At 57.5% G+C, this 23,741-nt stretch carries 23 protein-coding genes; 9 read left to right on the plus strand and 14 right to left on the minus strand.

Annotated features, from left to right (window positions below):
- Positions 1–71 precede the first annotated feature (71 nt).
- The 4 genes from AC2FGC_RS02320 to AC2FGC_RS02335 all read right to left on the minus strand — a co-directional run bounded on the left by AC2FGC_RS02320 (position 72) and on the right by AC2FGC_RS02335 (position 5,117).
- The gene (locus tag AC2FGC_RS02320) at positions 72–2,432 is read right to left on the minus strand and encodes a xanthine dehydrogenase family protein molybdopterin-binding subunit (protein WP_496781359.1); all 2,361 of its coding nucleotides are present in this window, start codon (positions 2,430–2,432) and stop codon (positions 72–74) included.
- Positions 2,433–2,511: 79 nt separating this feature from the next.
- Positions 2,512–2,997 (minus strand): (2Fe-2S)-binding protein, encoded by a 486-nt coding sequence (locus tag AC2FGC_RS02325; protein WP_109311614.1) that lies wholly within the window; start codon positions 2,995–2,997, stop codon positions 2,512–2,514.
- Between the two features lie 153 nt (positions 2,998–3,150).
- Entirely contained in the window at positions 3,151–4,152 is a 1,002-nt protein-coding gene (locus AC2FGC_RS02330; protein ID WP_496781360.1) for a molybdopterin-binding protein, read from the minus strand.
- A complete protein-coding gene (locus tag AC2FGC_RS02335) occupies positions 4,149–5,117 on the minus strand; it encodes an XdhC family protein (RefSeq protein WP_496722588.1) in 969 nt (322 codons plus the stop codon). Before AC2FGC_RS02335 ends, AC2FGC_RS02330 begins: the two co-directional genes overlap by 4 nt.
- Before the next feature lie 241 nt (positions 5,118–5,358).
- Between AC2FGC_RS02335 and AC2FGC_RS02340 the strand changes: the two genes are divergently transcribed.
- The gene (locus tag AC2FGC_RS02340; RefSeq protein ID WP_496722585.1) at positions 5,359–5,859 is read left to right on the plus strand and encodes a hypothetical protein; all 501 of its coding nucleotides are present in this window, start codon (positions 5,359–5,361) and stop codon (positions 5,857–5,859) included.
- Between the two features lie 3 nt (positions 5,860–5,862).
- Here AC2FGC_RS02340 and AC2FGC_RS02345 read toward each other — a convergent pair whose 3' ends face one another.
- Positions 5,863–7,119 carry a vWA domain-containing protein gene (locus tag AC2FGC_RS02345; RefSeq protein ID WP_496781361.1) on the minus strand — a complete coding sequence of 419 codons (1,257 nt, stop codon included), beginning with the start codon at positions 7,117–7,119 and terminating at the stop codon, positions 5,863–5,865.
- On the minus strand, positions 7,119–8,027 hold the full coding sequence (locus tag AC2FGC_RS02350) for an AAA family ATPase (RefSeq protein ID WP_496722580.1): 909 nt from the start codon (positions 8,025–8,027) through the stop codon (positions 7,119–7,121). Before AC2FGC_RS02350 ends, AC2FGC_RS02345 begins: the two co-directional genes overlap by 1 nt.
- Before the next feature lie 154 nt (positions 8,028–8,181).
- On the opposite strand from AC2FGC_RS02350, the gene pyrC reads away from it, so the two are divergent.
- Positions 8,182–9,219 (plus strand): dihydroorotase, encoded by a 1,038-nt coding sequence (gene pyrC / locus AC2FGC_RS02355; RefSeq protein WP_496781362.1) that lies wholly within the window; start codon positions 8,182–8,184, stop codon positions 9,217–9,219.
- On the opposite strand, the gene AC2FGC_RS02360 is transcribed toward pyrC, so the two are convergent.
- Together AC2FGC_RS02360 and AC2FGC_RS02365 are read right to left on the minus strand one after the other, a co-directional pair.
- Positions 9,216–10,511 (minus strand): MmgE/PrpD family protein, encoded by a 1,296-nt coding sequence (locus tag AC2FGC_RS02360; RefSeq protein WP_496781363.1) that lies wholly within the window; start codon positions 10,509–10,511, stop codon positions 9,216–9,218. The two genes, pyrC and AC2FGC_RS02360, sit on opposite strands and share 4 nt — an antisense overlap.
- Positions 10,512–10,548: 37 nt before the next feature.
- Positions 10,549–10,995: a type II toxin-antitoxin system RatA family toxin gene (locus tag AC2FGC_RS02365; RefSeq protein WP_058271887.1), complete on the minus strand. Its 447-nt coding sequence runs from the start codon at positions 10,993–10,995 to the stop codon at positions 10,549–10,551.
- A 71-nt stretch (positions 10,996–11,066) separates the two neighbouring features.
- Here AC2FGC_RS02365 and hpt point away from each other — a divergent pair, with 71 nt between their 5' ends.
- A complete protein-coding gene (gene hpt / locus AC2FGC_RS02370) occupies positions 11,067–11,609 on the plus strand; it encodes a hypoxanthine phosphoribosyltransferase (RefSeq protein ID WP_058271886.1) in 543 nt (180 codons plus the stop codon).
- A 131-nt stretch (positions 11,610–11,740) separates the two neighbouring features.
- The gene (locus tag AC2FGC_RS02375; RefSeq protein WP_496722572.1) at positions 11,741–12,100 is read left to right on the plus strand and encodes a hypothetical protein; all 360 of its coding nucleotides are present in this window, start codon (positions 11,741–11,743) and stop codon (positions 12,098–12,100) included.
- Positions 12,101–12,104: 4 nt separating this feature from the next.
- On the opposite strand, the gene AC2FGC_RS02380 is transcribed toward AC2FGC_RS02375, so the two are convergent.
- Positions 12,105–13,247: an amidohydrolase gene (locus AC2FGC_RS02380; protein WP_496781364.1), complete on the minus strand. Its 1,143-nt coding sequence runs from the start codon at positions 13,245–13,247 to the stop codon at positions 12,105–12,107.
- Positions 13,244–14,194, minus strand: coding sequence for a lipoyl synthase (gene lipA / locus AC2FGC_RS02385; protein WP_496722568.1), 951 nt, complete (start codon positions 14,192–14,194; stop codon positions 13,244–13,246). Before lipA ends, AC2FGC_RS02380 begins: the two co-directional genes overlap by 4 nt.
- A 263-nt stretch (positions 14,195–14,457) precedes the next feature.
- Here lipA and AC2FGC_RS02390 point away from each other — a divergent pair, with 263 nt between their 5' ends.
- Entirely contained in the window at positions 14,458–15,006 is a 549-nt protein-coding gene (locus AC2FGC_RS02390; RefSeq protein ID WP_496722566.1) for a peroxiredoxin, read from the plus strand.
- 47 nt (positions 15,007–15,053) lie between these two features.
- On the opposite strand, the gene AC2FGC_RS02395 is transcribed toward AC2FGC_RS02390, so the two are convergent.
- On the minus strand, positions 15,054–15,977 hold the full coding sequence (locus AC2FGC_RS02395) for a hydrogen peroxide-inducible genes activator (RefSeq protein WP_496722565.1): 924 nt from the start codon (positions 15,975–15,977) through the stop codon (positions 15,054–15,056).
- Positions 15,978–16,029: 52 nt separating this feature from the next.
- Positions 16,030–17,139 carry a DUF6456 domain-containing protein gene (locus AC2FGC_RS02400; protein ID WP_496722563.1) on the minus strand — a complete coding sequence of 370 codons (1,110 nt, stop codon included), beginning with the start codon at positions 17,137–17,139 and terminating at the stop codon, positions 16,030–16,032.
- 240 nt (positions 17,140–17,379) lie between these two features.
- Between AC2FGC_RS02400 and AC2FGC_RS02405 the strand changes: the two genes are divergently transcribed.
- Positions 17,380–17,679, plus strand: coding sequence for a DUF6477 family protein (locus tag AC2FGC_RS02405; RefSeq protein WP_496781365.1), 300 nt, complete (start codon positions 17,380–17,382; stop codon positions 17,677–17,679).
- Here the strand turns inward: AC2FGC_RS02405 and AC2FGC_RS02410 are convergent, their stop codons facing one another.
- Positions 17,680–19,224 (minus strand): trimethylamine methyltransferase family protein, encoded by a 1,545-nt coding sequence (locus AC2FGC_RS02410; protein ID WP_496722559.1) that lies wholly within the window; start codon positions 19,222–19,224, stop codon positions 17,680–17,682.
- 133 nt (positions 19,225–19,357) lie between these two features.
- Complete coding sequence (locus AC2FGC_RS02415; RefSeq protein WP_496781366.1) at positions 19,358–19,798, minus strand: GNAT family N-acetyltransferase; 441 nt, start codon at positions 19,796–19,798, stop codon at positions 19,358–19,360.
- A gap of 91 nt (positions 19,799–19,889) precedes the next feature.
- Here AC2FGC_RS02415 and guaA point away from each other — a divergent pair, with 91 nt between their 5' ends.
- The 3 genes from guaA (at position 19,890) to AC2FGC_RS02430 (ending at position 23,701) form a co-directional block, all read left to right on the plus strand.
- A complete protein-coding gene (gene guaA, locus AC2FGC_RS02420; protein WP_496781367.1) occupies positions 19,890–21,449 on the plus strand; it encodes a glutamine-hydrolyzing GMP synthase in 1,560 nt (519 codons plus the stop codon).
- Positions 21,450–21,546: 97 nt separating this feature from the next.
- Positions 21,547–22,452 carry a DMT family transporter gene (locus tag AC2FGC_RS02425; protein WP_496722552.1) on the plus strand — a complete coding sequence of 302 codons (906 nt, stop codon included), beginning with the start codon at positions 21,547–21,549 and terminating at the stop codon, positions 22,450–22,452.
- Positions 22,453–22,573: 121 nt separating this feature from the next.
- Positions 22,574–23,701 (plus strand): OmpP1/FadL family transporter, encoded by a 1,128-nt coding sequence (locus tag AC2FGC_RS02430; protein ID WP_496722550.1) that lies wholly within the window; start codon positions 22,574–22,576, stop codon positions 23,699–23,701.
- Positions 23,702–23,741 lie beyond the last annotated feature (40 nt).

Genomic DNA, 23,741 nt, shown 5'->3' on the forward strand with positions numbered 1-23,741 from the left:
GCGGATCCGCCCTTCATCTGGCTAAAAATATCCCGAGGGTCTGGGGCAGAGCCCCCAGACCACCCGACCAATCAGCTGTTCATCGCCGCCCAGACGCGGGACGGGCTCACCGGCATATCGATGTGATCGACCGCCTTGCCGCCCGAGTTCAGCGCATCCAACACCGCATTGACCACCGCCGGCGGCGAGCCAATTGCACCGGCTTCGCCGCAGCCCTTCACACCTAACGGGTTATGCGTACAGGGCGTCTGGCTGGAATGATCGACACCATAGAAAGGTACGTCATCCGCGCGCGGCATCGCATAATCCATGAAAGACGCGCTCAGCAACTGACCGTTTTCGTCATAGGCACAGTTTTCCAGCAGCGCCTGACCAATACCCTGACCGATACCGCCATGAACCTGACCGTCGACGATCATCGGGTTGACTATGTTGCCAAAGTCGTCAGCGGCAGTGAAGGCCTCGATGGTCACCTGACCGGTCTCGGGGTCAACCTCGACCTCGCACGCATATGCACCGGCGGGGTAAGTAAAGTTGGCCGGGTCGTAAAACGCGGTCTCCTCCAACCCTGGCTCAACTTCCAGCGGATAGTTGTGCGGAACATAAGCCGTCAGGGTCACATCACCCCAGGCCACCGATTTGTCCGTGCCCGCGACGCTGAACTGACCGTCCTTAAGCTCGATATCGGCCTCGGACGCTTCCAAAAGGTGGGCCGCGATCTTCTTCGCTTTCTCGATCACCTTTTCCGTCGCCTTGACCATGGCCGAACCACAAACGGCCAGCGAACGCGAACCGTATGTGCCCATACCAAACGGGATCTTGGAGGTGTCACCATGAACGATCTCGACCATCGACTCGTCGATACCGATCATGTCGGCTACGACTTGCGGAAAGGCCGTCTCGTGCCCCTGCCCGTGGCTGTGTGCGCCCACCATGACGCTGATCGAACCGGTGGCGTTCACCCGAACAGTTGCGGCATCATACAGACCCGCGCGGGCCCCCAGCATCCCGACGATGTTCGAAGGCGCGATACCGCAGGCCTCAATATAGCAGTTGATGCCCAGACCACGCAGCTTGCCATTGGCTTCGCTTTCGGCCCGACGCGCGGCGAAACCCGCCAGATCGGCAGCGACCTCAAGCTTGTCCATCGTCCCGTTGTAATCCCCGGTGTCATAAGTCAGTGCGACCGGAGTGTCATAGGGGAACTGAGTGATAAAGTTCTGACGGCGCAGGGCAATCGGATCAACACCCAACTCGCGTGCAGCTTTGTCAACGACACGCTCCAGCTGGTAGGTCGCCTCTGGGCGTCCAGCGCCGCGATAGGCGTCCACCGGCACCGTGTTGGTGAACATCGCCTTCACATTCACCTGAATGACCGGCGTCTTGTAGTTGCCTGCCATCAGCGTGCCGTGCAGCCAGGTCGGAACTGAGCTAGAGAAGGTCGACAGATACGCACCAAGGTTCGCATAGGTGTTGGTGCGCAGGCCGATGAAGTTGTTGTCTGCATCCAGCGCCAACTCGATCTTGCTGACATGGTCGCGGCCATGGGCATCGGACATGAACGCCTCGGACCTGCTTGAGGTCCACTTGACCGGGCGATTGCAGGCCTTGGCGGCAAAGGTGCAGAACGCTTCTTCCGCATAGTGGAATATCTTGGTGCCAAAACCGCCGCCCACGTCCGGGGCCACCACGCGCACTTTATGTTCGGGCAGGCCCAGAACAAAAGCACACATCAGCAGGCGGATCACATGCGGGTTTTGCGACGTGGTAAATAGCGTGTATTCGTCCGTACCACGCTTGTACTCACCCACCGCCACACGCGGTTCCATCGGGTTTGCGACCAGGCGGTTGTTGACCAGATCCAGCGTCGTTACGTGAGCTGCATTGGCAAAGACCTCATCGACCTTGGCGTCGTCCGTCTCACCCAATTGCCAGTCATAGCAGATGTTGTTTTTCAGATCGTCGTGAACCAGCGTCGACCCATCCTGAGCAGCAGCTTTCATGTTCATGACAGCCGGCAGTTCTTCGATATCCAGATCGATCGCCTCGGCCGCATCACGGGCCTGTTCGAGGCTGTCTGCCACAACGGCCGCAATCGGGTCGCCCACATGGCGCACCTTACCTTGTGCCAAAATGGGGTGCGGCGGCTCCTGCATCGGCGCGCCGTGCTTGTCGGTCACTTCCCAACCGCAGGGCATCCCGCCCACGCCTTCGAAATCCTTGCCGGTGAAAACCTTCACCACGCCCGGCATGCCTTCAGCTGCAGAGGTGTCGATACTTTGGATCCGTCCATGCGCGATGTCGGACCGTAGGAAATGTACATAGGCCTGGCCACGTACGTTGATGTCGTCGGTATAATTGCCCGCTCCCGTCAGAAAGCGTACGTCTTCGCGCCGCTTGGAACTGGCTCCGATGCCACTGTCTTTGGGCATTGCTTGTTCTCCTCCCATAAACGGATGCTGTGCATCCTATGTCTTCCCACGGGCGCTTCATCGGACGCCCGCAGCGGCATCATTCGGCAGCGATGCTGCTGACGTCCTGACCAGATGCGGCCATGATCGCCTTGACAATGTTGTGGTAGCCGGTGCAACGGCACAGGTTGCCTTCCAGATACTTGCGCACCTCGGCTTCGGTCGGGCGCGGGTTTTCTTTCAGCAGTGCTGCAGCACTCATGACCATTCCCGGTGTGCAGAAACCGCATTGCAGGCCGTGATGGTCCTGAAATGCCTGCTGAATCACGTTCAGCGAGCCATCTTGGTTAGCCTGGCCTTCGATCGTGCCCACATCAGCCCCGTCTGCCTCAAGCGCCAGCATATTGCAGGACTTCACGGCCTCGCCGTTCACATGAACAACACACGCGCCGCATTGCGCTGTATCGCAACCCACATGAGTGCCAGTGAGATTGAGATTCTCGCGTAGAAAACCGGACAACAACGTCCGCCCTTCCACCTCACCGCTCACGGTCTTACCGTTCACGGTCATTGAGACCTTGGTCATAAGATCCTCCCCTATTGGCTTTTATCGCTGTCGCCGAGTTAAACACGGGAAAATTTGTTTGAGAACAAAAATATTTAGCGCCAATATCCGACGTTCGTAGGGGTCGTCTTTTCTATCTCGGCCGCCTAAGAAGAAAAGCTAAAATCTGCCACATCACCTTTTGCGCGACGCGCGTGGTTGCGGCCGCGTCGGGATTTCTTTCAACAGCCCGCCAACCCCCATCCCAGCAATGTCCGCGCCGGTTGTTTCGATGCCGCAAGCAACCCGCGACAAGACCCAATCCGCGCCGTTCAATGCAGGCGAACGGGCGCATCCGGGCAATCCGATTACTGGCCTTGGGCCGAGTGATCCAAGAAACAGCAGATTGCCGGGATCGACAGGCATGCCGAACCTATCCACCTGACCGCCAGCCGCCCGCACGGCCTGAGGTGCAACATCAAAAACATCAGATGTCGCAGAGCCGGTCAGGATCATCACAATGTCACCGGCAGCCTCTGAAATAGCCTCCGACAGCGGTTCGGCTTTGTGTGGAACGATCCGTACATCGCTGAGGTCCATGCCAAGGGTTTCTACCCGGCCGCGAATGGCTGCGATCCCCTTTTCGTTGGGGGGACCTCCGGGAATATCCGTTACGATCAGCCCTGCCGTTTTATGTACCGGTGCCACCAGACGAATCGAGGCCCTAGCCAGACCAGCGGCCTGCACGACGTCATCCTTTGGAACGGCATAGGATATCACCTTGATCGTAGCGACCATCCCGCCCGGGCCCATCTGTTGATATTGCGGCACCGTCGCTACGGTGATCATCGGGTTGACGCAGTTGAACTCCTGCAGGGCCGCGACGTCCAATTCGACAACACCCGGCCCGTCGGCCAGCAAGTTCACGCGCCCGGTAAACGGCTGCGTTACCCGTAAACCGGCAGCGTCTGGATCAGGCGCAAGCGCTGCGGCCAACATTTCAGCAGCCTCGTCTTCGTGGCAATCGCCGGGCTCAAGCTGCGCAACCGTGACCTCATCATATCCAGCTGCACCCAGCTGAGCGCCATGTTCGGACGTCAGCAGCAATCCTTTGCGCAACTTGGCATCCTGCACCTGGACAGAGTGTGCAAGGATCGCGCCGGTGGCCTCAGCGACAGGAACGGGACCGAATTTCACGCCTTGCCCCGCAGCACGGCCGTCATCTGGGCGAGGATGGCCACCGCGATCTCGGACGGATCCGCCGCGCCGATATCCAATCCAATAGGTCCGTGGATCTGGGCAATCTGTTCGTCCGAAAAACCCGCCTCTTTCATGCGAGCAACTCGTTTGGCATGCGTACGCGTGGACCCCAGAGCCCCTATATAAAACACGCCCGCCTTCAAGGCGGATTCCAAAGCCGGGTCGTCCAATTTGGGGTCATGTGTCAGCAAGACAACAGCGGTTCGCGTGTCCATGCCCAGCTTGGCCACCGCCTCGTCCGGCCAATCAGTCAGGATGGTTTCGCCCGGAAAACGGGAACCAGAGGCAAAGGCGTCGCGCGGGTCGATGATGGCCGGATCATATCCGGCGATCCGGGCCATTGGAACCAGCGCCTGCGCAATGTGCACTGCTCCCACAATTATCAATCGCAGCGGAGGGTTGTGGACCGCAACAAATGTCTGTCCGTCCTCCTCAAAACCTGATCGGTCCATGCGCATTCGGTCTGAATAGGCTTTCCGCCGCAAAGCCCGATGACCGGTTTCGGTATTAACTTCATAGGCCACCGGTTCCCGCTGTGCGCGGGCTTTGACCAGATCTCGCAACATGGATTCTGGCAGGACCGAACCGATGGGTTCCACTAAAACACGGATCGTTCCGCCACAGGCCAGACCCACAGCAAATGCATCCTCGTCACTGACCCCAAACTCCAACAGACGCGCCTCACCCTCGTCCATCGCTTCAAGCGCTTCGACGATGACCGCGCCTTCTACACAGCCACCGGACACCGAGCCTTCGATGCGACCATCTGCGGCAATCACCAACTGAGCCCCGACACGGCGCGGCGCGCTTCCCCAGGTTTCAACCACCGTGGCCAGCGCGGTTGGATGACCTTCGTCATGCCATTCAAGAGCCGTCTCTGGGCTGTTGTCGAATCTGTCCATTGCACCCTCCCGGCCTGTTCTGATCCAACATAGGCAGGTTTGGCGCAATGAAAAGTGAGCCTTAAGACCAATATCGAATGTTCCCCACTCACTTACGCAACGACCTGAATCGGCGTATACAAGCCCAGATCAGCACGCCAACGACTAATCATTGATTGCACCTGAACCAGATTCTAGCCTACATGCATAGCTGCTGCATTCCAGTATGCGCATATTAATTTTTCACAACGGAGACAGAGAGTTGAAACGCATTATTACACTCGGAATGGCATTTGGCCTGTTCACCGCAAGCGTTGCATCCGCGGACACTTTCCTGCGTTACGGCGAAGTTGAAGGTTGGAAAGTCTTTATCGACGAAGACAAGAAATCCTGCCTGATTGAAGCTGTAGACGGCGCCGAAAATGTCGTTCAGATGGGTCTGACCGAAGACCGTAGCGTCGGATATGTCGGCGTCTTCACCAAGGCCAAGACCGACATCAAGCGCGGTGAAAAAGAAGCTGTCGCGGTCCTGCTGGGCGACAATATCTATGTTGGTGAAGCAACCGGTATGAAGGGCAACATCACCAAGGGTTACTCCGGTGGGTACGTCCTGTCTGACGATCCCCAATTCGCCGATGACCTCGCCAAGCAAAAGGTTATGGTTGTGTTCCCGGAAAAGGAATTTGCCTTCACCGTTGATCTGACCGGTACTTACAAAGCCATGGAAATGGCCCGCAAGTGTAACGAAGAACAGCTGAGCTGATACTCAGTCGGAAAGCGCGGACAACAACCGCGCTTTCTCACCCACGTCATCGGGTTTTGAGATGACATTGGCCAGATCTTCCAACGACGCGATCGAGTGACCAGCACGGAAGCTGTCCACATGCGGCAGCATGGCCGCGACACCTTGCGCTTTGGGCGCGAACCCATCCCACCGCAGCAATGGATTCAACCAGATCAGACGGCGCGCGGACAGGTGCAGACGCTCCACCTCTTTACCCAACGCCTCGGGGTCTCCGCGATCCAGCCCGTCCGAGATCAATAGGACCACAGCACCCTGCCCCATGACCCGCCGCGACCAATCGCGGTTGAACGCGTGCAGACACTCGCCAATCCGCGTCCCCCCTTCCCAATCCTGCGCCTCGGCCCCGGCGGCGGCCAGCGCGGCATCTACGTCGCGCTGCTGAAGATGGCGAGTGATGTTGGTCAGGCGCGTCCCGAACGTAAACGCATGAACCTTGGCCCAGCCCGCCCCTTTGGCATTCGAAACGGCATGAAGGAAATGCAGAACGACGCGACTGTATTGGCTCATTGACCCCGAAATATCGCAGAGCACAACAAGATTGGGCCAACGAGGTTTGGGCTTGAGCTTGGCAATATCGCGCAGCTCGCCACCCTGACGCATCGCTGCGCGCAGGGTTCGCGCCCGGTCGATACGGTGCCCCAGGTGGCTGGCCTGACCGCGCCGGGATTCTATCGGCTTTACCGGCAGAGCAAGCCGCGACAGCATGCGCTTGGCTTGCGCGATCTCGGCGGTACTCATCTGCTCAAAGTCCAGACTGCGCAGGCGTTCCTCGGAGGACGCCGTTTGCGAGGCGTCGATCTCTAACTCAGCCTCCTCTTCCTGCTCAGCCACCTCGGGCAGATCACGTTCGACCCCGTCCAACAACGCCTCGGCCGCGCGCTTTTCGGCCGCGTCAGCCTTGCGTTCTTCCTGTACGCCACGGATGGCCGGCAGCATCATCGACATCATGTGTTCAAGATATCGGGGGTCACGCCAATAGAGGCGAAAGACCTGCGCAAATACAGTGCGGTGTTCCGGGCGGTTCACAAAACAGGCGTGCAGTGTCCAATAGAAATCCTGTTTTTCCGTGAACCCCGCCGCTTGTACCGCGCGAATGGCGTCAACAACGCGCCCAGTTCCGATCGGCAACCCGGCTTTACGCAACGCCCGCGCAAAATGAGTGATGTTCTGCGCCAGCTTGGGGTTGTCAGGAATGTCGATCGGAAGCTGTTCAGCCATCAGGCTGGTTCCAGCGACGCTTTGGCTTGATCCAGTATTCGTTTGGCCTCGGACCCCTGCAATTTCTGGATGTCGTCCTGATATTTCAAGATCGCACCCAAGGTATCACCGATGACTTCGGGGCTAAGGTTGATGACGTCCAGCGCAAGCAGGCATTTGGCCCAATCAATCGTCTCCGCCACACCCGGTTTCTTGAACAAGTCTTCGGTGCGTAGATGCTGAACAAAGGCCACGACCTCACGACTAAGCGCTTCGGCAGCTTCCGGCGCGCGCGCGTGCAGGATTTCGATCTCTCGGTCGAAATCGGGGTAGTCGACCCAATGATAGAGGCAGCGTCGTTTTAGTGCATCATGCACTTCGCGTGTGCGGTTCGAGGTGACGATCACGATGGGCGGCTCCGGTGCTTTGACCGTGCCCAGTTCAGGAATCGTGACCTGAAAATCGCTGAGCGCCTCAAGCAAGAAGGCCTCGAACGGTTCGTCCGTGCGATCAAGTTCGTCGATCAGCAGGACCGGCGCACCATGTTCGTCCGGGCGCATTGCCTGCAGCAGCGGGCGTTCAATCAGGTACTCGTCCGAGAATAGCTCGGTCTGCAATGTGCCCCGATCCGCCCCGCCCGAGGCTTCGGCCGTGCGGATCGCCACCATCTGCGCCGGAAAATTCCATTCGTAAACAGCGGAAGAGGCATCCAGACCTTCGTAGCATTGCAACCTGATCAGGCGACGATTCAGTCCGGCGGCAAGGGCCTTGGCGATCTCAGTCTTGCCCACCCCGGCCTCACCTTCCAGAAACAGTGGTCGGCCCAGTTTCAGGGACAGAAACACCACCGTCGCCAGCGCGCGCCCGCAGACATAACCTTGCGCGCCCAGCGTGGATTGAACGGCGTCGATGGAATCTGGCTGTGTCATGTTTCGATCTCTCCCTTGGCACAACAGGTCATGGGCGCTCGCGCGCGTCAAGGCCGTGTTCTTTCCGGGACTTACGACGATCGCACAAGTTGACAAGGTCTGGGACCGAATTGAAGGTCTTTCACCGCCGGGTCCGCTGTGCTAGCGGAAGGCCATGACCGATACCCTCACGATCCGCCGCCCCGACGACTGGCATCTGCACCTGCGCGATGGCGCGATGTTGCAGGCCGTCCTGCCCGAAACCGCGCGTCATTTTGCCCGCGCGATCATTATGCCGAACCTTGTGCCGCCGGTCGTGCGCGGCGATCAGGCTGCCGCCTATCGCGACCGGATATTGGCCGCGCTACCCGAAGGCATGACGTTCGAGCCGTTGATGACCCTGTACCTGACCGAGGATACGGACCCCGATGATATGGCAGCAGCCCATGCCAGCGGTTTGGTCAAAGCGGTCAAATTGTACCCGGCGGGCGCAACAACCAACTCTGCCTCGGGCGTGCAGGACTTCGACAAAGTGCGTCCGGTGCTGGAAAAGATGGCCGAGATCGGCCTGCCCTTGTGCGTACATGGTGAGGTCACCGACGCCGAGATCGACATCTTCGACCGCGAAGCTGTGTTCATCGACCGCGTTCTGGATCCGATCCGCAAGACCACTCCCGGACTGCGCGTGGTTATGGAGCACATCACGACCGCGAACGGTGTCGATTACGTCAAATCCAATGACAAGGATCTGGGTGCAACGATCACGGCGCACCACCTGATCATCAACCGCAACCATATCCTCGTTGGTGGAATCAAGCCGCATTACTATTGCCTGCCTGTCGCCAAGCGCGAAGAACACCGTCTGGCGTTGCTGGCGGCTGCGACATCGGGCGATCCGCGGTTTTTCCTGGGTACTGACAGCGCACCCCACACCGACGCCAACAAGGAAATGGCCTGCGGGTGTGCGGGGTGTTTCACGGCGACCAACACAATGTCACTTGTCGCGGAAATGTTTGACCGTGAAGGCGCTTTGGACAAGCTGGAAGGCTTTGTTTCGCTGAATGGCCCGGCTTTCTATCGCCTGCCGGTGAACGAGGAAACCATCACCCTGACCAAGGGCGCACCAGTAGAATACCCGAACAAGATCGAATCCGATGACGGACCCGTCACAGTGTTTGAACCGGGTTTCCCGTTGCACTGGCGCGTGACTTAACCCGCCAGCAACGCAGACAAATCGCGGGCGCGGCCTCCGGTGCGCAGCATCGACCAGATCGCGTCCGCGTCATCTGCCCCAATCAGCTTGTTGGCTTTGCCGCGCACGCGGTCCTCACGATCTGCCAAAGTCATGGGGGCCAACAGGTCATGCGTGGCCTCGCGCCTTGCCCCATCCCGGCGCAACAAGGTCAGCTGCGCCTGCGTTTCCGACAAACTGTCATCCGCTTCGACAGAAACTCGGTCCCGCAAGGATACTAGCCGCGGGTCGGCGCATATCTTGTCCGAATAGCTGCCAGGCAAGGCCGTATCATACCCAAGCGCCTGCATCGCAATCACGGTTCGATAAGAGAACTTGGCTCCCAGCCCGGTCGACGGGGACATCTGGTTACAGACACTCATCCATCTCGGGTGCGTCTTGATCTTGATCTCGGCGACTTCCGGTTCGGCGATATCCAGGTCGCGCGCCGCCTCAAGTGCTGCGTGCAAACCGTGACAACACGCATGATACTTGTGACTGACGCTTTCAAAAAGCCATTCCGCACCCAGCCCATCCAATGAGGCTGCAATGTCAGACTGTCCTTTATGTGTCGCGCCAAATCCATAGGACCCTTCCAGCGCGTCTGAATTGGGATCGAATCCCGATGCCACCAACAAAGCGGCCTCAACCCCGGCAGAGGCCGCCAGACCCGCGTTATAAGGTTTTCCCATCGTTCCGAATTGCGCCTTCAGACCGGCAGCCCGAGTCGCTGTCAGGCCCAGAACTTTTCGCATCAGTTCGACGTCGAACCCCAGTATGCGCCCTGCAGCGACAGCCGCACCAAATGCGCCAGACGTGGCGGTCTGGTGAAAGCCCGCCTGATAGTGTTCGCGCCCCAGCCAGAGGCCGATCCGAATGGACGTCTCCATCCCAACCAGCGCGGCCTCAAGGAAATCGACCAGAATACGGTCGTCCCATTCGCTTATGGCCAGCGCCGCCGGAAGGACGGCAACCGATGGGTGGCCAATATGGGCGAAATGCGTATCATCATAATCCAGAGCATGCGACACGGTTCCGTTTACCAATGCAGCACCGCGCAGGGGTGCCCCACCTCCGCCAAAAAGGCGCGCTTGTTCCGCACCCTCTTCGCCAAGCACAAGGTCGCGCACTGTCCGGGAAACAGGCTCATCAACTCCGGCACGCCCGACAGCAATCCAGTCCAAAACAGAAAGAGACGTAACGACCCGCGTCTGCAAAGTCGTCTTGATAGGCCCCGCCGCGAAGGCTGCCAGTGATGTGGTAAAATCGGTCATGGGCGCAGTCTAGCGACCGCCAACCCGGGGTAAAGACCTAGCTGTACAAGTCCTTCGCGCGGGTCTCAAAGGCCTGAACGATCCGATGCATAGCCTCGTTGAAGACCACGCCGATGATCCCCTGAAGGATCGCGTTCTTGAATTCGAAATCCACGTGGAACGTGATGTTGCATCCGCCATCGTCGGCGTCAGCGAATTGCCAGTCGGATTTCATGTATTTGAAAGGACCGTCCAGATATTCAGTGTCGATTCTTTTCTGATCGGCAAACAGTGTTACCCGGCTGCCGAACCGTTCGCGAAACACTTTGAACGAGATCACCAAGTCTGCCTCCATGACTTGCGCCTCGCCCGCCGCATAGGTCCGACGAATGCGGGCGGCTGCGCACCACGGCAGAAACTCGGGATACTTTGCCACGTCCGCGACCAGCTCGTACATCTGCTGAGCAGTGTAAGGAAGGTGACGTGTTTCCGAATGAGTAGGCATGGCGTCCGGTTTTTCAGGTGACAATGGCGCGTCATGTCGTATGTTGCGCGCCAAAGATCAAGGGGGCAGCGATGAGCGACCGCGCATATGTGATAGATACGATGATCTCGGCCAAGGCGATTGCAGCCCGAATCGAGGAATTATGCCGCGAAATCACGGCAGAATTCGGAGATACCGACAAGCTGATCGTGGTCGGCCTGCTGCGCGGCAGTTTCGTCTTCATCGCGGATCTGGTGCGCGAGCTGGACCTGCCGATCGAAGTCGATTTCCTCGAAGTATCCTCGTATGGAGACGCGATGGAAAGCAGCCGGGAAGTACGCATTCTCAAGGACTTGCGCGGTGCGATTGAAGGGCGCGATGTTTTAGCGGTCGAGGATATCGTCGACACCGGCCACACGCTGAACCACGTTACAAAACTCTTGCGCAGCCGCAAGCCAAGCCGACTTAAGTCCATTGCCTTGCTGGACAAACCCAGCCGGCGCGAGGTCGATTTCCGTTCCGATTGGATCGGCTTTGAAATTCCGGACGAATTCGTTGTGGGTTACGGGATCGACTACGCGCAGCGCAATCGCAACCTGCCGTTTATTGGTAAGGTTCGTTTTGTCGAAGACTGAGAGGGGCAAAAACAAACCCAGATTCCAATAGTCAAAGTAGCTGCGCACCTTTGCATTCACTTAATTGAATACCATTGGACAACGCCCTCAACAACAGATTACCCTCCGACCATCTTGGGAGGATTCTGCTTATGAAAGTAATGTCTATTGGGCTTCTGGCGACTTGCGCCGTCGCCGCAATGGTTGGTCTTGCGGACGCAAAAGACAACAAGGGCAAAGGGAAAGGCCCAGACAAGTCGAAAATCGAAAAGTCGATAAAGACCAATAATGGCGTTGGTGTACCGTCCGGACAGATCAAGCGTTATACGCGAGGTCAGAAACTCCCTAACGATCTGAATTTTGACTATCTTGATGACCTGGACGGCTGGAAGTTGAAGCCTCTACCCGCCGGTCAGCGATATATCCGCGTGGATGACGAAATCCTGTCGATATCAGATGACACTAAGACAGTCATTGATGCCGTTGGAATAGTGAGCGATCTCGTAAACTGAAGTTTCAGCCATTAAGTGATCGAATTGCGGCAACAAATACGTCTACTCCTACCGAGATAAGTGCATCTGGGAAATCATAGTCAGGGTTATGCAATTGCGGATGATCCTGCCCCGCGCCCAACCAGAACATCGCCGTTTTCGCGCCTTTCCCAAATTGCCCGAAATCTTCTGAGAACTTTTGCGGCGTCTCTGTTGAATGGCACGGTACTCCACGCTCGGCGCAGGCCGTTGCGATGATGTTCACCGCGTCGCTGTGATTGACGCAGGCCTCGAAGACATCGTCATAGGTGATCTCAACACCCAAACTGTCGGCGGATGCGGCGCGGCGCGCCAGCGCTTCGGCCTCGGTGATCAGCGTTTGCATCCGGGCGTCTGAAACAGTACGCAAGGTTACCCAGATCTCGGCCTGCCCCGGAGCGACGCCGAAAGTCGGCTCTCCCAAACGGGCATGCGTCACCGTTGTCAGCGCAAAATCAGCGTCCAACGCGCCGCCTGCGCCCAAACCTGCCAGTTGCAACATCAATTCAGACATTGCCCGAGCCGGGGAATTCCCATCCTGAGGCGCAGCCGCATGGGATGTCTTGCCGGTCAGGATTATCTTCATCCCGCGCGAGGCGCAGTTAGCCGAACCCTGACATAACTCAACGGCACCAAGTTCCAATCCCGGCAGATTGTGCAGAGAGAACACGTAGTCCGGCGCGATCTGCGCGAATTGGGGGTCCGTGCGAAAGGCGATGGCGCCCTGCCCGGTTTCCTCAGCCGGTTGAAAGATCAGAACCACCCGACCCTTATTAGGTCGCTGTCGCGCCAGGTCTTCGGCAACGCCAAGCACCATCGTCATGTGCCCATCATGGCCGCACAAATGCCCTTTGCCCGGAACCTTCGACACATAGGGGTGCGTGCCAAGTTCTTGAATCGGCAGTCCGTCCAACTCGCACCGGATACCCACGGTCGGCCCAGCTTGCCCACTGTCAAAAACCGCGGCAACACCGTGCCCCCCCAGTCCGGTAAGCACATGGTCCGCACCGAATCCCTGCAACAGCTCTGTCATGCGGGCAGCGGTCTCACGCTCCTGCCCGGAAAGTTCGGGATATTGGTGCAGGTCGTGGCGCAGGCGTGTCAGCCGCGCGTGCGCTTCGGGTGTCACCCTTGTTCCAGCTTTTTCTGGCGAGCCTCACGCAACCGGGCAAAGTCATCGCCCGCGTGATAGGATGACCGGGTCAGTGGTGTCGCGGACACCATCAGGAACCCTTTGCCATAAGCTGCCTTTTCATAGGATGCGAACTCTTCCGGCGTCACGAACCGATCCACACCATGGTGCTTGGGCGTGGGCTGCAGATACTGGCCGATGGTTAGAAAGTCGATATCGGCGGCGCGCATGTCATCCATGACCTGCCGGACTTCTTGCTCGTTCTCACCCAAGCCGACCATGATTCCTGATTTAGTAAAGATCGACGGGTCCAGCTCTTTGACACGCTGCAACAACCGCAACGAGTGGAAATAACGCGCACCGGGACGCACTTCGAGGTACAGGCCGGGTACGGTTTCCAGATTGTGGTTGAACACATCCGGCTTGGCCTCGACGACAGTCTCAAGAACGGAAGAATCACATTTAAGAAAATCTGGTGTCAAGATTTCAATCGTCGTCTTAGGCGACCGATGCCGCACCGCGCGTATCGTCTGCGCGAAATGGTCGGCACCTCCGTCCTTCAGGTCATCGCGGTCAACCGACGTGATCACGACGTGGTTCAGGCCCAATTTTTCGACTGCGTGGGCCACACGACCTGGTTCAAAAACATCCAGATCATCAGGGCGGCCTGTCGCGATGTTGCAGAACGTGCAACCGCGGGTACAAATCTCGCCCATGATCATCATGGTGGCGTGGCCCTGGCTCCAGCATTCGCCGACATTTGGGCATCCGGCCTCTTCACAGACAGTGACCAGATTGTTTTCGCGCATGATCTTGTGCGTCTCAGCATAACCCTTACCGCCGGGTGCCTTGACGCGTATCCACTTGGGCTTTTTTGGCTGCGCATTGTCTGGACGATGCGCTTTTTCGGGATGACGTTGTTCTGGGATCTTCAGATCACGCACGGCTGGCTTTCCTGACTTTGGGTCAATTTGCTTTGCCCTAACATAATACGCCCGCGCAGACTATGCCACCCGGGTATACCCGCCATGCACGGTACGTTTGCACTCGCAGAAAATAGCCCGGAACTTCAAACACTCTAGGCAGATTAACTTTCGTTTGCAGCCACCTAAAGTTATATCGCAATTGCAGCATTTCTGGCGTTGAAGGCGGTTTAGAACTGTTTTAAGTCACCATTAATTCTAATGTGAATCACAGGAGCCCGTAGATGAAAACCGGCGCAAAACTGCCTTCCGTTACCTTCCACACCCGTGTCCGCGACGAAGCAATCGAAGGATCCAACCCGTTCCGTTGGGAAGACAAAACAACCGCGGATTACTTCGCGGGCAAGCGCGTTATCCTGTTTTCCCTGCCCGGTGCGTTCACACCCACGTGCTCGACCTACCAACTGCCCGGTTTCGAAAACGGTTATGCCGACTTCACCGCCAAGGGCATCGATGAAATCTACTGCATGTCCGTGAATGACAGCTTTGTCATGAACAAATGGGCAAAGGATCAGGGCCTTAAAAACGTCAAAGTCATCCCTGACGGTTCGGGCGAATTTACCCGCAAAATGGGCATGCTGGTCGACAAGGAAAACTTGGGCTTTGGCATGCGTTCGTGGCGCTACGCTGCCATCGTAACGGATGGTGTGGTCGAAGCTTGGTTCGAAGAGCCCGGCCTGATGGACAACTGCCCAGAAGACCCCTATGGCGTTTCGTCCCCGGAAACCCTGATGAAGCACCTGGAAGAAGCCAAAGAACCGGCACTGGCATAAGAAGTGTCAGGCTGACGTATCAAAGGCTCGCCTCTGGCGGGCCTTTTTTAATGACGGGTCTCGGTTACAATATCTTCGCCAACACGCCGGATGACTTCCGCCAGACTGTCGAACCAGTCTTCATGTCCCGTCGAAAGGCGCCGGACCAACCCCACCGTCCGCGCAGGCTGCGGTGCCCCGAACCGCATGAGCTTGAGCCCCGGAACTGCTTCGGTTTCCGAGCGCGCCGCGAGTTCAGGCATGAGTGTCAGACCAAACCCTTCGGCAACCAATCGCGACAGAGTCGCCAATGAGGACGCCCCCATATTGATCAAACCGCTGCTTCTGTCCTGACCACAGACCTCAAGAGCCTGATCCGTCAGGCAATGCCCGTCATCCAGCAACATCAACTGCGCGGTCTGCAGATCCACCGGGCGCAAGGCATCCGGGTCTGAGTGTACTGTCCCAAGCCGCCCCGCGCTTCCGGCAAGCAGAAAGCGATCCTCGAAAAGCGGCAATTCGAACAATTCGCTGCCACCGGCCGGCAAGGCCATCACACCGGCATCGATTTCCCCGGCCCGCAGCATGGCCAGCAAGCGCTCGGTCCGGGCCTCGCGGATCTGCACCCGCAAGGAGACGTCAGCTGTTCGCAGCCCGGCAAGCACTCCGGGTAAAAGATATGGGGCTATGGTCGGGATGATCCCAATCGCCAAGGACCGATGCCCAACGGAATGATCCTTTGCGAACTGGTCCAGACGGTCTGCCGCGCCAAGCACCTGACTGGCGTAGTCCATCACATCGCGCCCCAATGGCGTCAGCAGGATGTCGCGGGCCTGACGTTCGAACAGCGGCCCGCCCAAAGTCTCTTCCAACGCTTTGATTTGAACCGACAGCGCGGGCTGCGAAACATGGCAGACCTGCGCTGCACGGCCAAAATTGCGCTGATCCGCCACCGCATTGAAATACTGAAGCTGTCTGAGGGTAAAATTCATAGGCAATTCCTATCACTACCCCCTGAAACCTCAACTGCGAATTATGGAATTTCTACCCAATCAGGCGAGTTTTCTCTGCTTGATCTTCGTAATGGCGCTTGAGGCGTTGCAAGGCGATGCGCAACACGATCTTCCCGGAACGCGCCGACCAGCCCATGCGTTTTTCAGCCAATTCGAGCCCCTCAAGGTAACAGCAGCACCGCAGTGCCACGTCGCTTAACCCCGGTCCCAGATCCGACAGGGCACGTTCAACCCGAGCGCGCGCGTCTGACGATCCCTGGCCTGCATACGTTCCATTTGCGAAACTTCCCCGCCCCCCGGCAGTTAGAAAGTGATCCCAGTTTTGGGCAACCTGCGGACCGATCTGCGACAGTTCAAAGTCTTCGCGCAGCCGTTCCCCAGCGCCGACCAGAGTTTCGTCGAGAAAGGGCTTTCCGTCCTTGTCCCGCCTGCGCGCCAACGCGATCAGCGGGCTTTCGGCAGCACTGTACCGAATACGTCTGGCGCCGTGCGACGACCTGTCCTGTCTTTGTTCGCCATGCCCCTGAAACGGCGATTGCGCCTCGGCCATGCCGAACTCGTTTCTGGCGCGCGCTTTGTTCTCGGCCTCGGCGATCAGTTGGCTTAAGGCCGACCGCCCAGAGGAAGAGATGCGATACCGGGAAATACGTCCGGGATTATCGCAGGATATCCAATCATTCAGAGCCAGCGCTTGCGCAATCGTGCAATCGACGACTGCGGTTCTTGCGGTCCCGCTGTCGCCGGTGTCCCGAACGACCACGGCCTTGTCCATCTCTTCCGCCACGGCCAGAACCGCGCCGGTTTCGCAAAGGCGGCGCAGTATTCGAAGAGCTTCGCGGTTAAACTCATCGTCCTTGCTTGTTGCATCGTTGGCCTGAACCCCCAAAGGCTCGTTCAGGGATCCTGCACGCCCCTGTTGATCCGTGAAATGGACCTCTGCCAGCGCCTGCAGCGCAGCATCCACCAATGGATCGTCGCGGCGCATTTCAATACGTCGGATCTGTCTGAGTATGGTTGACGCATGGCACCCCACAGATCGCGCGATGTCGCGGATCGATTGACCGGTTTCAGTATGCGCCAGGTATCTCTGCGCCCCTTCAGGCACCCACGCCGGAATGGTGAAAGCCATGTTTTCTTGCATAGTTACTTGCCCTCGTCGACAAAACAATCGGTTCTCAATCGCCCCCGGTGAATGTGTTAACCAATCCTAACTAGAGCCGCTTTCGTTACTCGTTCGTTAACCGGGAGAGACAACAACCAGATTTGATTCAAAATCATAAACACTCATGAAGTCAGAGTTCGGAGGGAACCCGCACAAGGCAACACTCGTTTAGGTTGTGTGACAAATGGCTTTCTTCTGTTCAACCAAGGGATCACCGAAATGCAGGACCTGATGACCATGATTACAACGCTCCGCCGCCCACGCCTGTTGGCTCGGGCCGCAAAAATTGGGGCGCAGGAGTATGATCGGGATCGGCATCTTCAGCGTGTTCTGGGATACGGATCACTGCCCGGCACAGGGTCTGGGCTGGTTCGTTTGTTGGAATTGGAACGAGAGGTTAACGCCCAAAGACTGGCCGAAGACGCCGCCTATTCGTTGGTCCGCCATCTGGACCTGCTGATCGCGCTGTTGGGCGAGGCGCAACTGTTCAAAGCCAGTCGCGCCGCGCAATATCAATGATCAGGTGAAGGCATCCGGCATGGAAGCTTTCTTTTCCGCCACGTATGCGTTCAATGCTTCGTTGACGGCGGGATCGAGTTGCGGTTGCTGGTAGTTGGCCAGCAGATGCTCGACCCGCGACGTGGCCAATTGGCGTGTGTCGCGCCCGCCTTCGTCTTCCCAGGTCTCGAAGGGTTTGTAATCCAGAACATCGGACTTCCAGAACGCTTCTTTGAAATTCGCCTGCGTATGGGCGCAGCCCAGATAGTGGCCGCCGGGGCCAACCTCGCGGATCGCATCCATCGCCTGCGCATTCTCATCATATGCCACGCCTTTGGCCAGGCTATGCAGAACACCCAACTGGTCGGCATCCATGACAAACTTTTCAAAATCGGCCACCAGACCGCCTTCAAGCCAGCCGCAGGAATGCAGCATGAAGTTCACACCAGACATCAGCCCCATGTTCAGCGAGTTCGCGGTCTCATAGGCCGCCTGTGCGTCAGGCAGTTTCGAGCCGCAGAACGACCCGGCCGAGCGGAACGGCAGATTCAGACGTCGCGCCAACTGGCCCGCTCCGTAGGTGACCAACGAAGCCTCAGGTGTACCAAAGGTCGGTGCACCAGAGTTCATGTCGATCGACGACACAAAGGCACCAAAGATTGCAGGTGCACCCGGGCGGATGATCTGACTATAGGCCACGCCGGCCAGAACTTCGGCCAGAACCTGCGTCAGTGTCCCCGCAATCGAAACCGGTGCCATCGCACCGCCCACGATAAAGGGCGAGATGATGCAGGCCTGATTGTTCTTCGCATAAACCTCAAGCGCGCCCATCATCACATCGTCGAAGGTCATCGGCGAGTTGATGTTGGTCAGCGAGGTCATCACCGTGTTTTCCTGAACGAACTCTTTGCCGAACAGAATCTCGCACATCTCAACCGAATCCTGCGCGCGGCTGGGATCGGTGACCGAGCCCATGAACGGCTTGTCCGACAAGGTCATGTGCGCCATCAGCATGTCCAGGTGACGCTTGTTCACCGGAACGTCGGTGGGTTCGCAAACAGTCCCGCCCGAATGGTGCAACCACTTGGACATATAGGCCAGTTTCACGAACTTGTTGAAATCTTCCATAGTCGCATAGCGACGGCCACCTTGCGCGTCCCGCACAAAAGGCGGGCCGTACACCGGGGCCAGAACCAGATTACGGCCACCGATGACAACCGATTTTTCGGGGTTACGGGCGTGCTGCGTGAATTCGCTGGGCGCGGTTTTGATCAGCTGACGTGCCAGACCACGCGGAATGCGGACGCGTTCACCATCGACATCGGCGCCAACATCTTTCCAGCGCTGCAACGCGGCTGGGTTGTCGACAAAGTTCACGCCGACTTCGGCTAGAATGGTTTCCGCATTGGTTTCGATGATTTCCAACGCTTCTTCGTTGAGAACCTCGAAGTTCGGAATATTCCGTTCGATGTATTTCGCCGTTTCGATGCGAACCGCGGTACGTTCGGCCCGGCGGGCGGCGCCACCGCCACCTCTTGCCCGACGCCGGGTGTTTGCCTCTGCCATGAGAAGATCCTGTCTAATGATTGAGTTGATCAGTTTGTTACAGCAAGCATTTGGGGCAAAGCATCTAATTTACGGCGCTATAGGGGGAAAAGCGACATCCGCAGGAACCAAAACCGTCAGGCACTTGCTCTGATCACGTAAGTTCCTTCTCCATCAGGATGGTCTTTCCGCTCACCTCTTTCTCGTGCCACCCTAAGTAGAGATACATGGAGACTGTCGCTTGCATTAATTTATGCGTTCGCAACCTGAGCTTAGCGGTGCCCGTTCCCTTGGCTTTTTGTTCAGCTATTTCGATCAACCGCCTCGCCAACCCTGCCCCTTGTGCCTTTGGCGATACGGCGAGGTTAAAGATCATCACCGCAGAATCGACCCGGTCAAAAACAATAAACCCGACGATGTCTTCATCCTTCGTGGCAACCCAAGCATGATGCGCAGCGATGTCCTCGCCAACGCCGTCCGTGACATCGGGCAGATCAGGAATATCACGCAATGCATCCGCATAGGCTGCCGCAATGCAGGTTGTGGCGGCTTCGGTATCTGCAGCACTTGCGCGGCGTAGCTTGATTTCGGGCATCTCGCGCTCTTTCTGTATTATCCTGAGGCACAATTGCACAAATGACTTCATAGCGCTTGCACATGCAAGGCTTGCGACCTAATAGCCATCCATGACCCAAGACACCCATGACCGCCTTCTGATCATCGACTTCGGCAGCCAGGTTACGCAGCTTATTGCGCGCCGCCTGCGCGAGCTGAACGTCTATTGCGAAATCCACCCCTATCAAAAAGTCACGATGGACTTTGTGCGGGAAATGGCCCCCAAGGCCGTGATATTCTCGGGCGGTCCTGACAGCGTGACACGTGAGGGTTCGCCCCGTGTACCGCAAGAGATTTTTGATTACGGCGTTCCAATGCTTGGTATCTGCTACGGCCAACAGGTGATGATGCACCAACTGGGCGGCAAAGTTGAAAGCGGACACGGCACGGCCGAGTTCGGGCGTGCGTTTGTTACCCCGCAGGCTAAGCTTGATATTTTGGAAGGCTGGTTTACGGACGGTGACGAACAGGTCTGGATGAGTCACGGCGACCATGTCAGCAAAATCGCACCCGGCTTCACCGTTTACGGCACCTCGCCAAACGCACCTTTCGCGATTACAGCGGACAGCGACCGTCACTTCTACGCGGTTCAGTTCCACCCCGAGGTGCACCATACCCCAAAGGGTGCCATGCTGTATGAGAATTTCGTCAAGCTGGCCGGGTTCAAGGGCGATTGGACCATGGGTGCCTATCGCGAACAAATGATCGAAAAGATCCGCGAGCAGGTCGGCGACAAACAAGTCATCTGCGGCCTGTCCGGTGGCGTCGACAGCTCGGTAGCGGCGATCCTGATCCACGAGGCGATCGGTGATCAGCTGACCTGCGTCTTCGTCGACCACGGGCTGTTGCGCAAGAACGAGGCCGAAGAAGTCGTCGGCATGTTCCGCGATAATTACAACATCCAGCTGATCCACGCGAACGAAAGCGATCTGTTCCTTGGTGAACTCGAAGGTCAAAGCGACCCCGAGACCAAGCGCAAGATCATCGGCAAGCTGTTCATCGACGTGTTCCAGAAACACGCCGACACAATCGACGGCGCCGAATTCCTGGCGCAGGGTACCCTGTATCCCGACGTGATTGAATCTGTGTCCTTCTCGGGCGGCCCCTCGGTCACGATCAAGTCGCACCACAATGTAGGCGGCCTGCCCGAAAAGATGGGCCTAAAACTAGTCGAGCCGCTGCGCGAGCTGTTCAAGGACGAAGTCCGCGCGCTGGGTCGTGAGTTGGGCCTGCCCCAGAGCTTTATCGGCCGCCACCCATTCCCCGGTCCCGGCCTGGCGATTCGCTGCCCCGGCGAGATCACCCGCGAAAAGCTGGATATCCTGCGCGAAGCGGATGCGGTCTATATCGACCAGATTCGCAAGCACGGTCTGTACGATGACATCTGGCAAGCCTTTGTGGCCATCCTGCCCGTGCGCACGGTGGGCGTCATGGGCGATGGTCGCACCTACGACTACGCTTGTGCTCTGCGCGCGGTGACATCGGTGGATGGCATGACCGCAGACTACTACCCGTTCAGCCACGAGTTCCTTGGCGAAACGGCCACACGGATCATCAACGAGGTCAAGGGCATCAACAGATGCACCTATGACATCACATCAAAACCACCCGGAACCATCGAGTGGGAATAATGCGAAAGCCGGGCTCTGTCCCGGCTTTTTTGTTTTTCACGCCGTGAAAAAATCGATAGCAATCAATTTGGTATAACCAAAATCTACAGGCGCCCGGATGGAAACGGCCAGACCACAGATCGGCAAGGCAGCGCTCTGGATGACCGGGGCGATTGCCTCTTTCTCGTCCATGGCAATCGCGGGCCGCGAACTGAGCGTGACCCACGACACGTTCGAGATCATGTTCTATCGCAGCCTCGTCGGCATCTGCGTGGTCGCCCTGATCCTGACTCTGACGCGAAAGTGGCACCAGGTTTCGACTGAACGGATCGGCTTGCACGGCATCCGGAACGTATTGCATTTCACCGGGCAAAACCTCTGGTTCTATGCGGTCAGCGTCATTCCGTTGGCGCAGGTTTTTGCGCTGGAGTTTACCCAGCCCATATGGGTCATACTGCTGTCTCCACTTCTATTGAAAGAGCGCCTGACGACCGTGCGCATGTTATCGGCGCTGATTGGCTTTGCTGGAATTCTTCTGGTCGCCCGGCCGGGCACCGTGCCTCTCAGTGCAGGTGTGATGACCGCTGCTATGTCCGCTGTTTTCTTCGCCTTAACAACGATATCGACAAAGTCCCTCACTCGTTTTGCCAGCATCGGATGCATCATGTTCTGGCTGACAGTAATGCAAGCCGTGCTGGGGCTGATCGCATCGGGTATCGACGGACAAATCACCCTGCCCTCGGCAGGCACAGCTCCGTTTTTGTTACTGGTGGGACTGGCCGGGCTGCTGGCGCATTACTGCATCACAAATGCGCTGGCGATTGCCCCGGCAACCGTTGTGGTGCCGTTTGACTTTGCACGCCTGCCCACAATCGCGGTCATAGGTATGGTTCTGTATCACGAACCGCTGGATCACTGGACTCTATTAGGCGCTGCGGTAATTTTCGTAGGTATTTTCCTGAACGTTCACGCCGAGAATCGTAACAGTTTGGCAACACCTCTACGCGACACTCAACACAAGTAACGCACGGTCACCAGTTGACGATAAGGTAAAGCTCAAGAAAATAACGAGCACCACAATGCAGGTCAGCCCGCACCACATATCAACAGGCGCTGACCTCCAGGAGACCTAGAGGGAGGAACTAATGAAAAAAGCGCTTCTACAGGCGTGTGCGGTATGCGTTGGCGCAACCGGTGCTTACGCAGGCGGTCTTGATCGCAGCGGCCAGGGCGTCAACATTCTGTTTGAGGAAGGTTCTGTTGTTCAGTTCCGTTTGGGTTACGCAAACCCCGACGTGAGCGGTGAGCAGAACGGTGTTGATTCCGGAAACATCGCCAAAAGCTTCTGGACACCACACCTAGCGTACAAGCATTCGTTTACCGATCAGTTGGACTTTGCTCTCATCTATGATGAGCCGTACGGTGCCGATGTCGAATACCCGTCGAACTATCCTTTGTCGCAGAACCCCTTGGCCGCTTTTGGTGGTCGCACCGACGTTTTGCGCGCTAAAGCGGATGTTGATGCGATTACTGCCCTGGTTCGTTACAAGTTCGATGGCGGCTTCAGCGCAATCGGCGGTATTCGCGCACAACGGGCCAAGGCAACCGTTGCTGTCCCGGTTGTTGCCGGTTACGAATTTGAATCCGGCTCTGAGGTTGACTTCGGTTACGTCATAGGCGTCGCATGGGAACGTCCCGAGATCGCGGCACGTGTCGCACTGACCTACAACTCGAAAATCACACACGATTTCGACTCGACAGAGTCCATCAACCGGAGACCACCGCCCGTCCCCGCACCGCTTGTGACCGCACAGACCGAAACCGAAGTTGTGACGCCTCAATCGGTAAATCTGGACTTCCAGACCGGTGTGGCACCTAAAACGCTGCTGTTCGGCTCGATCCGCTGGGTTGACTGGCCGCAGACAGTTCTGGCACCGCCGGTTTATACTGCCGCTGCGCAACAGAACCTGGTTGACTATGCGGACGATACCTTCACCTACACACTGGGTCTTGGCTACAAGTTCACCGAAGAGTTTTCTGGCGCGATCTCTGCGGGCTATGAAACGTCCTCGGGTTCTGCTGTTTCGAACCTCGGCCCCACCGACGGTTTCTGGAGCCTTGGCGTAGGTGGTACATACTCCTTCGAGCAGGCTCAGATTTCTGGCGGCATCCGCTATACCGACATCGGAGACGCGACCACCACAACAGGTGGCGAATTCTCGGGCAACTCGGCATGGAGCGTCGGCCTTCAGCTCACTTACACGCTGAACTGATCCCGCCTACCGAACCAACTACAAAAACCCCGCCACTTTC

The organism is Ruegeria sp. CDSC054 (assembly GCF_059610645.1).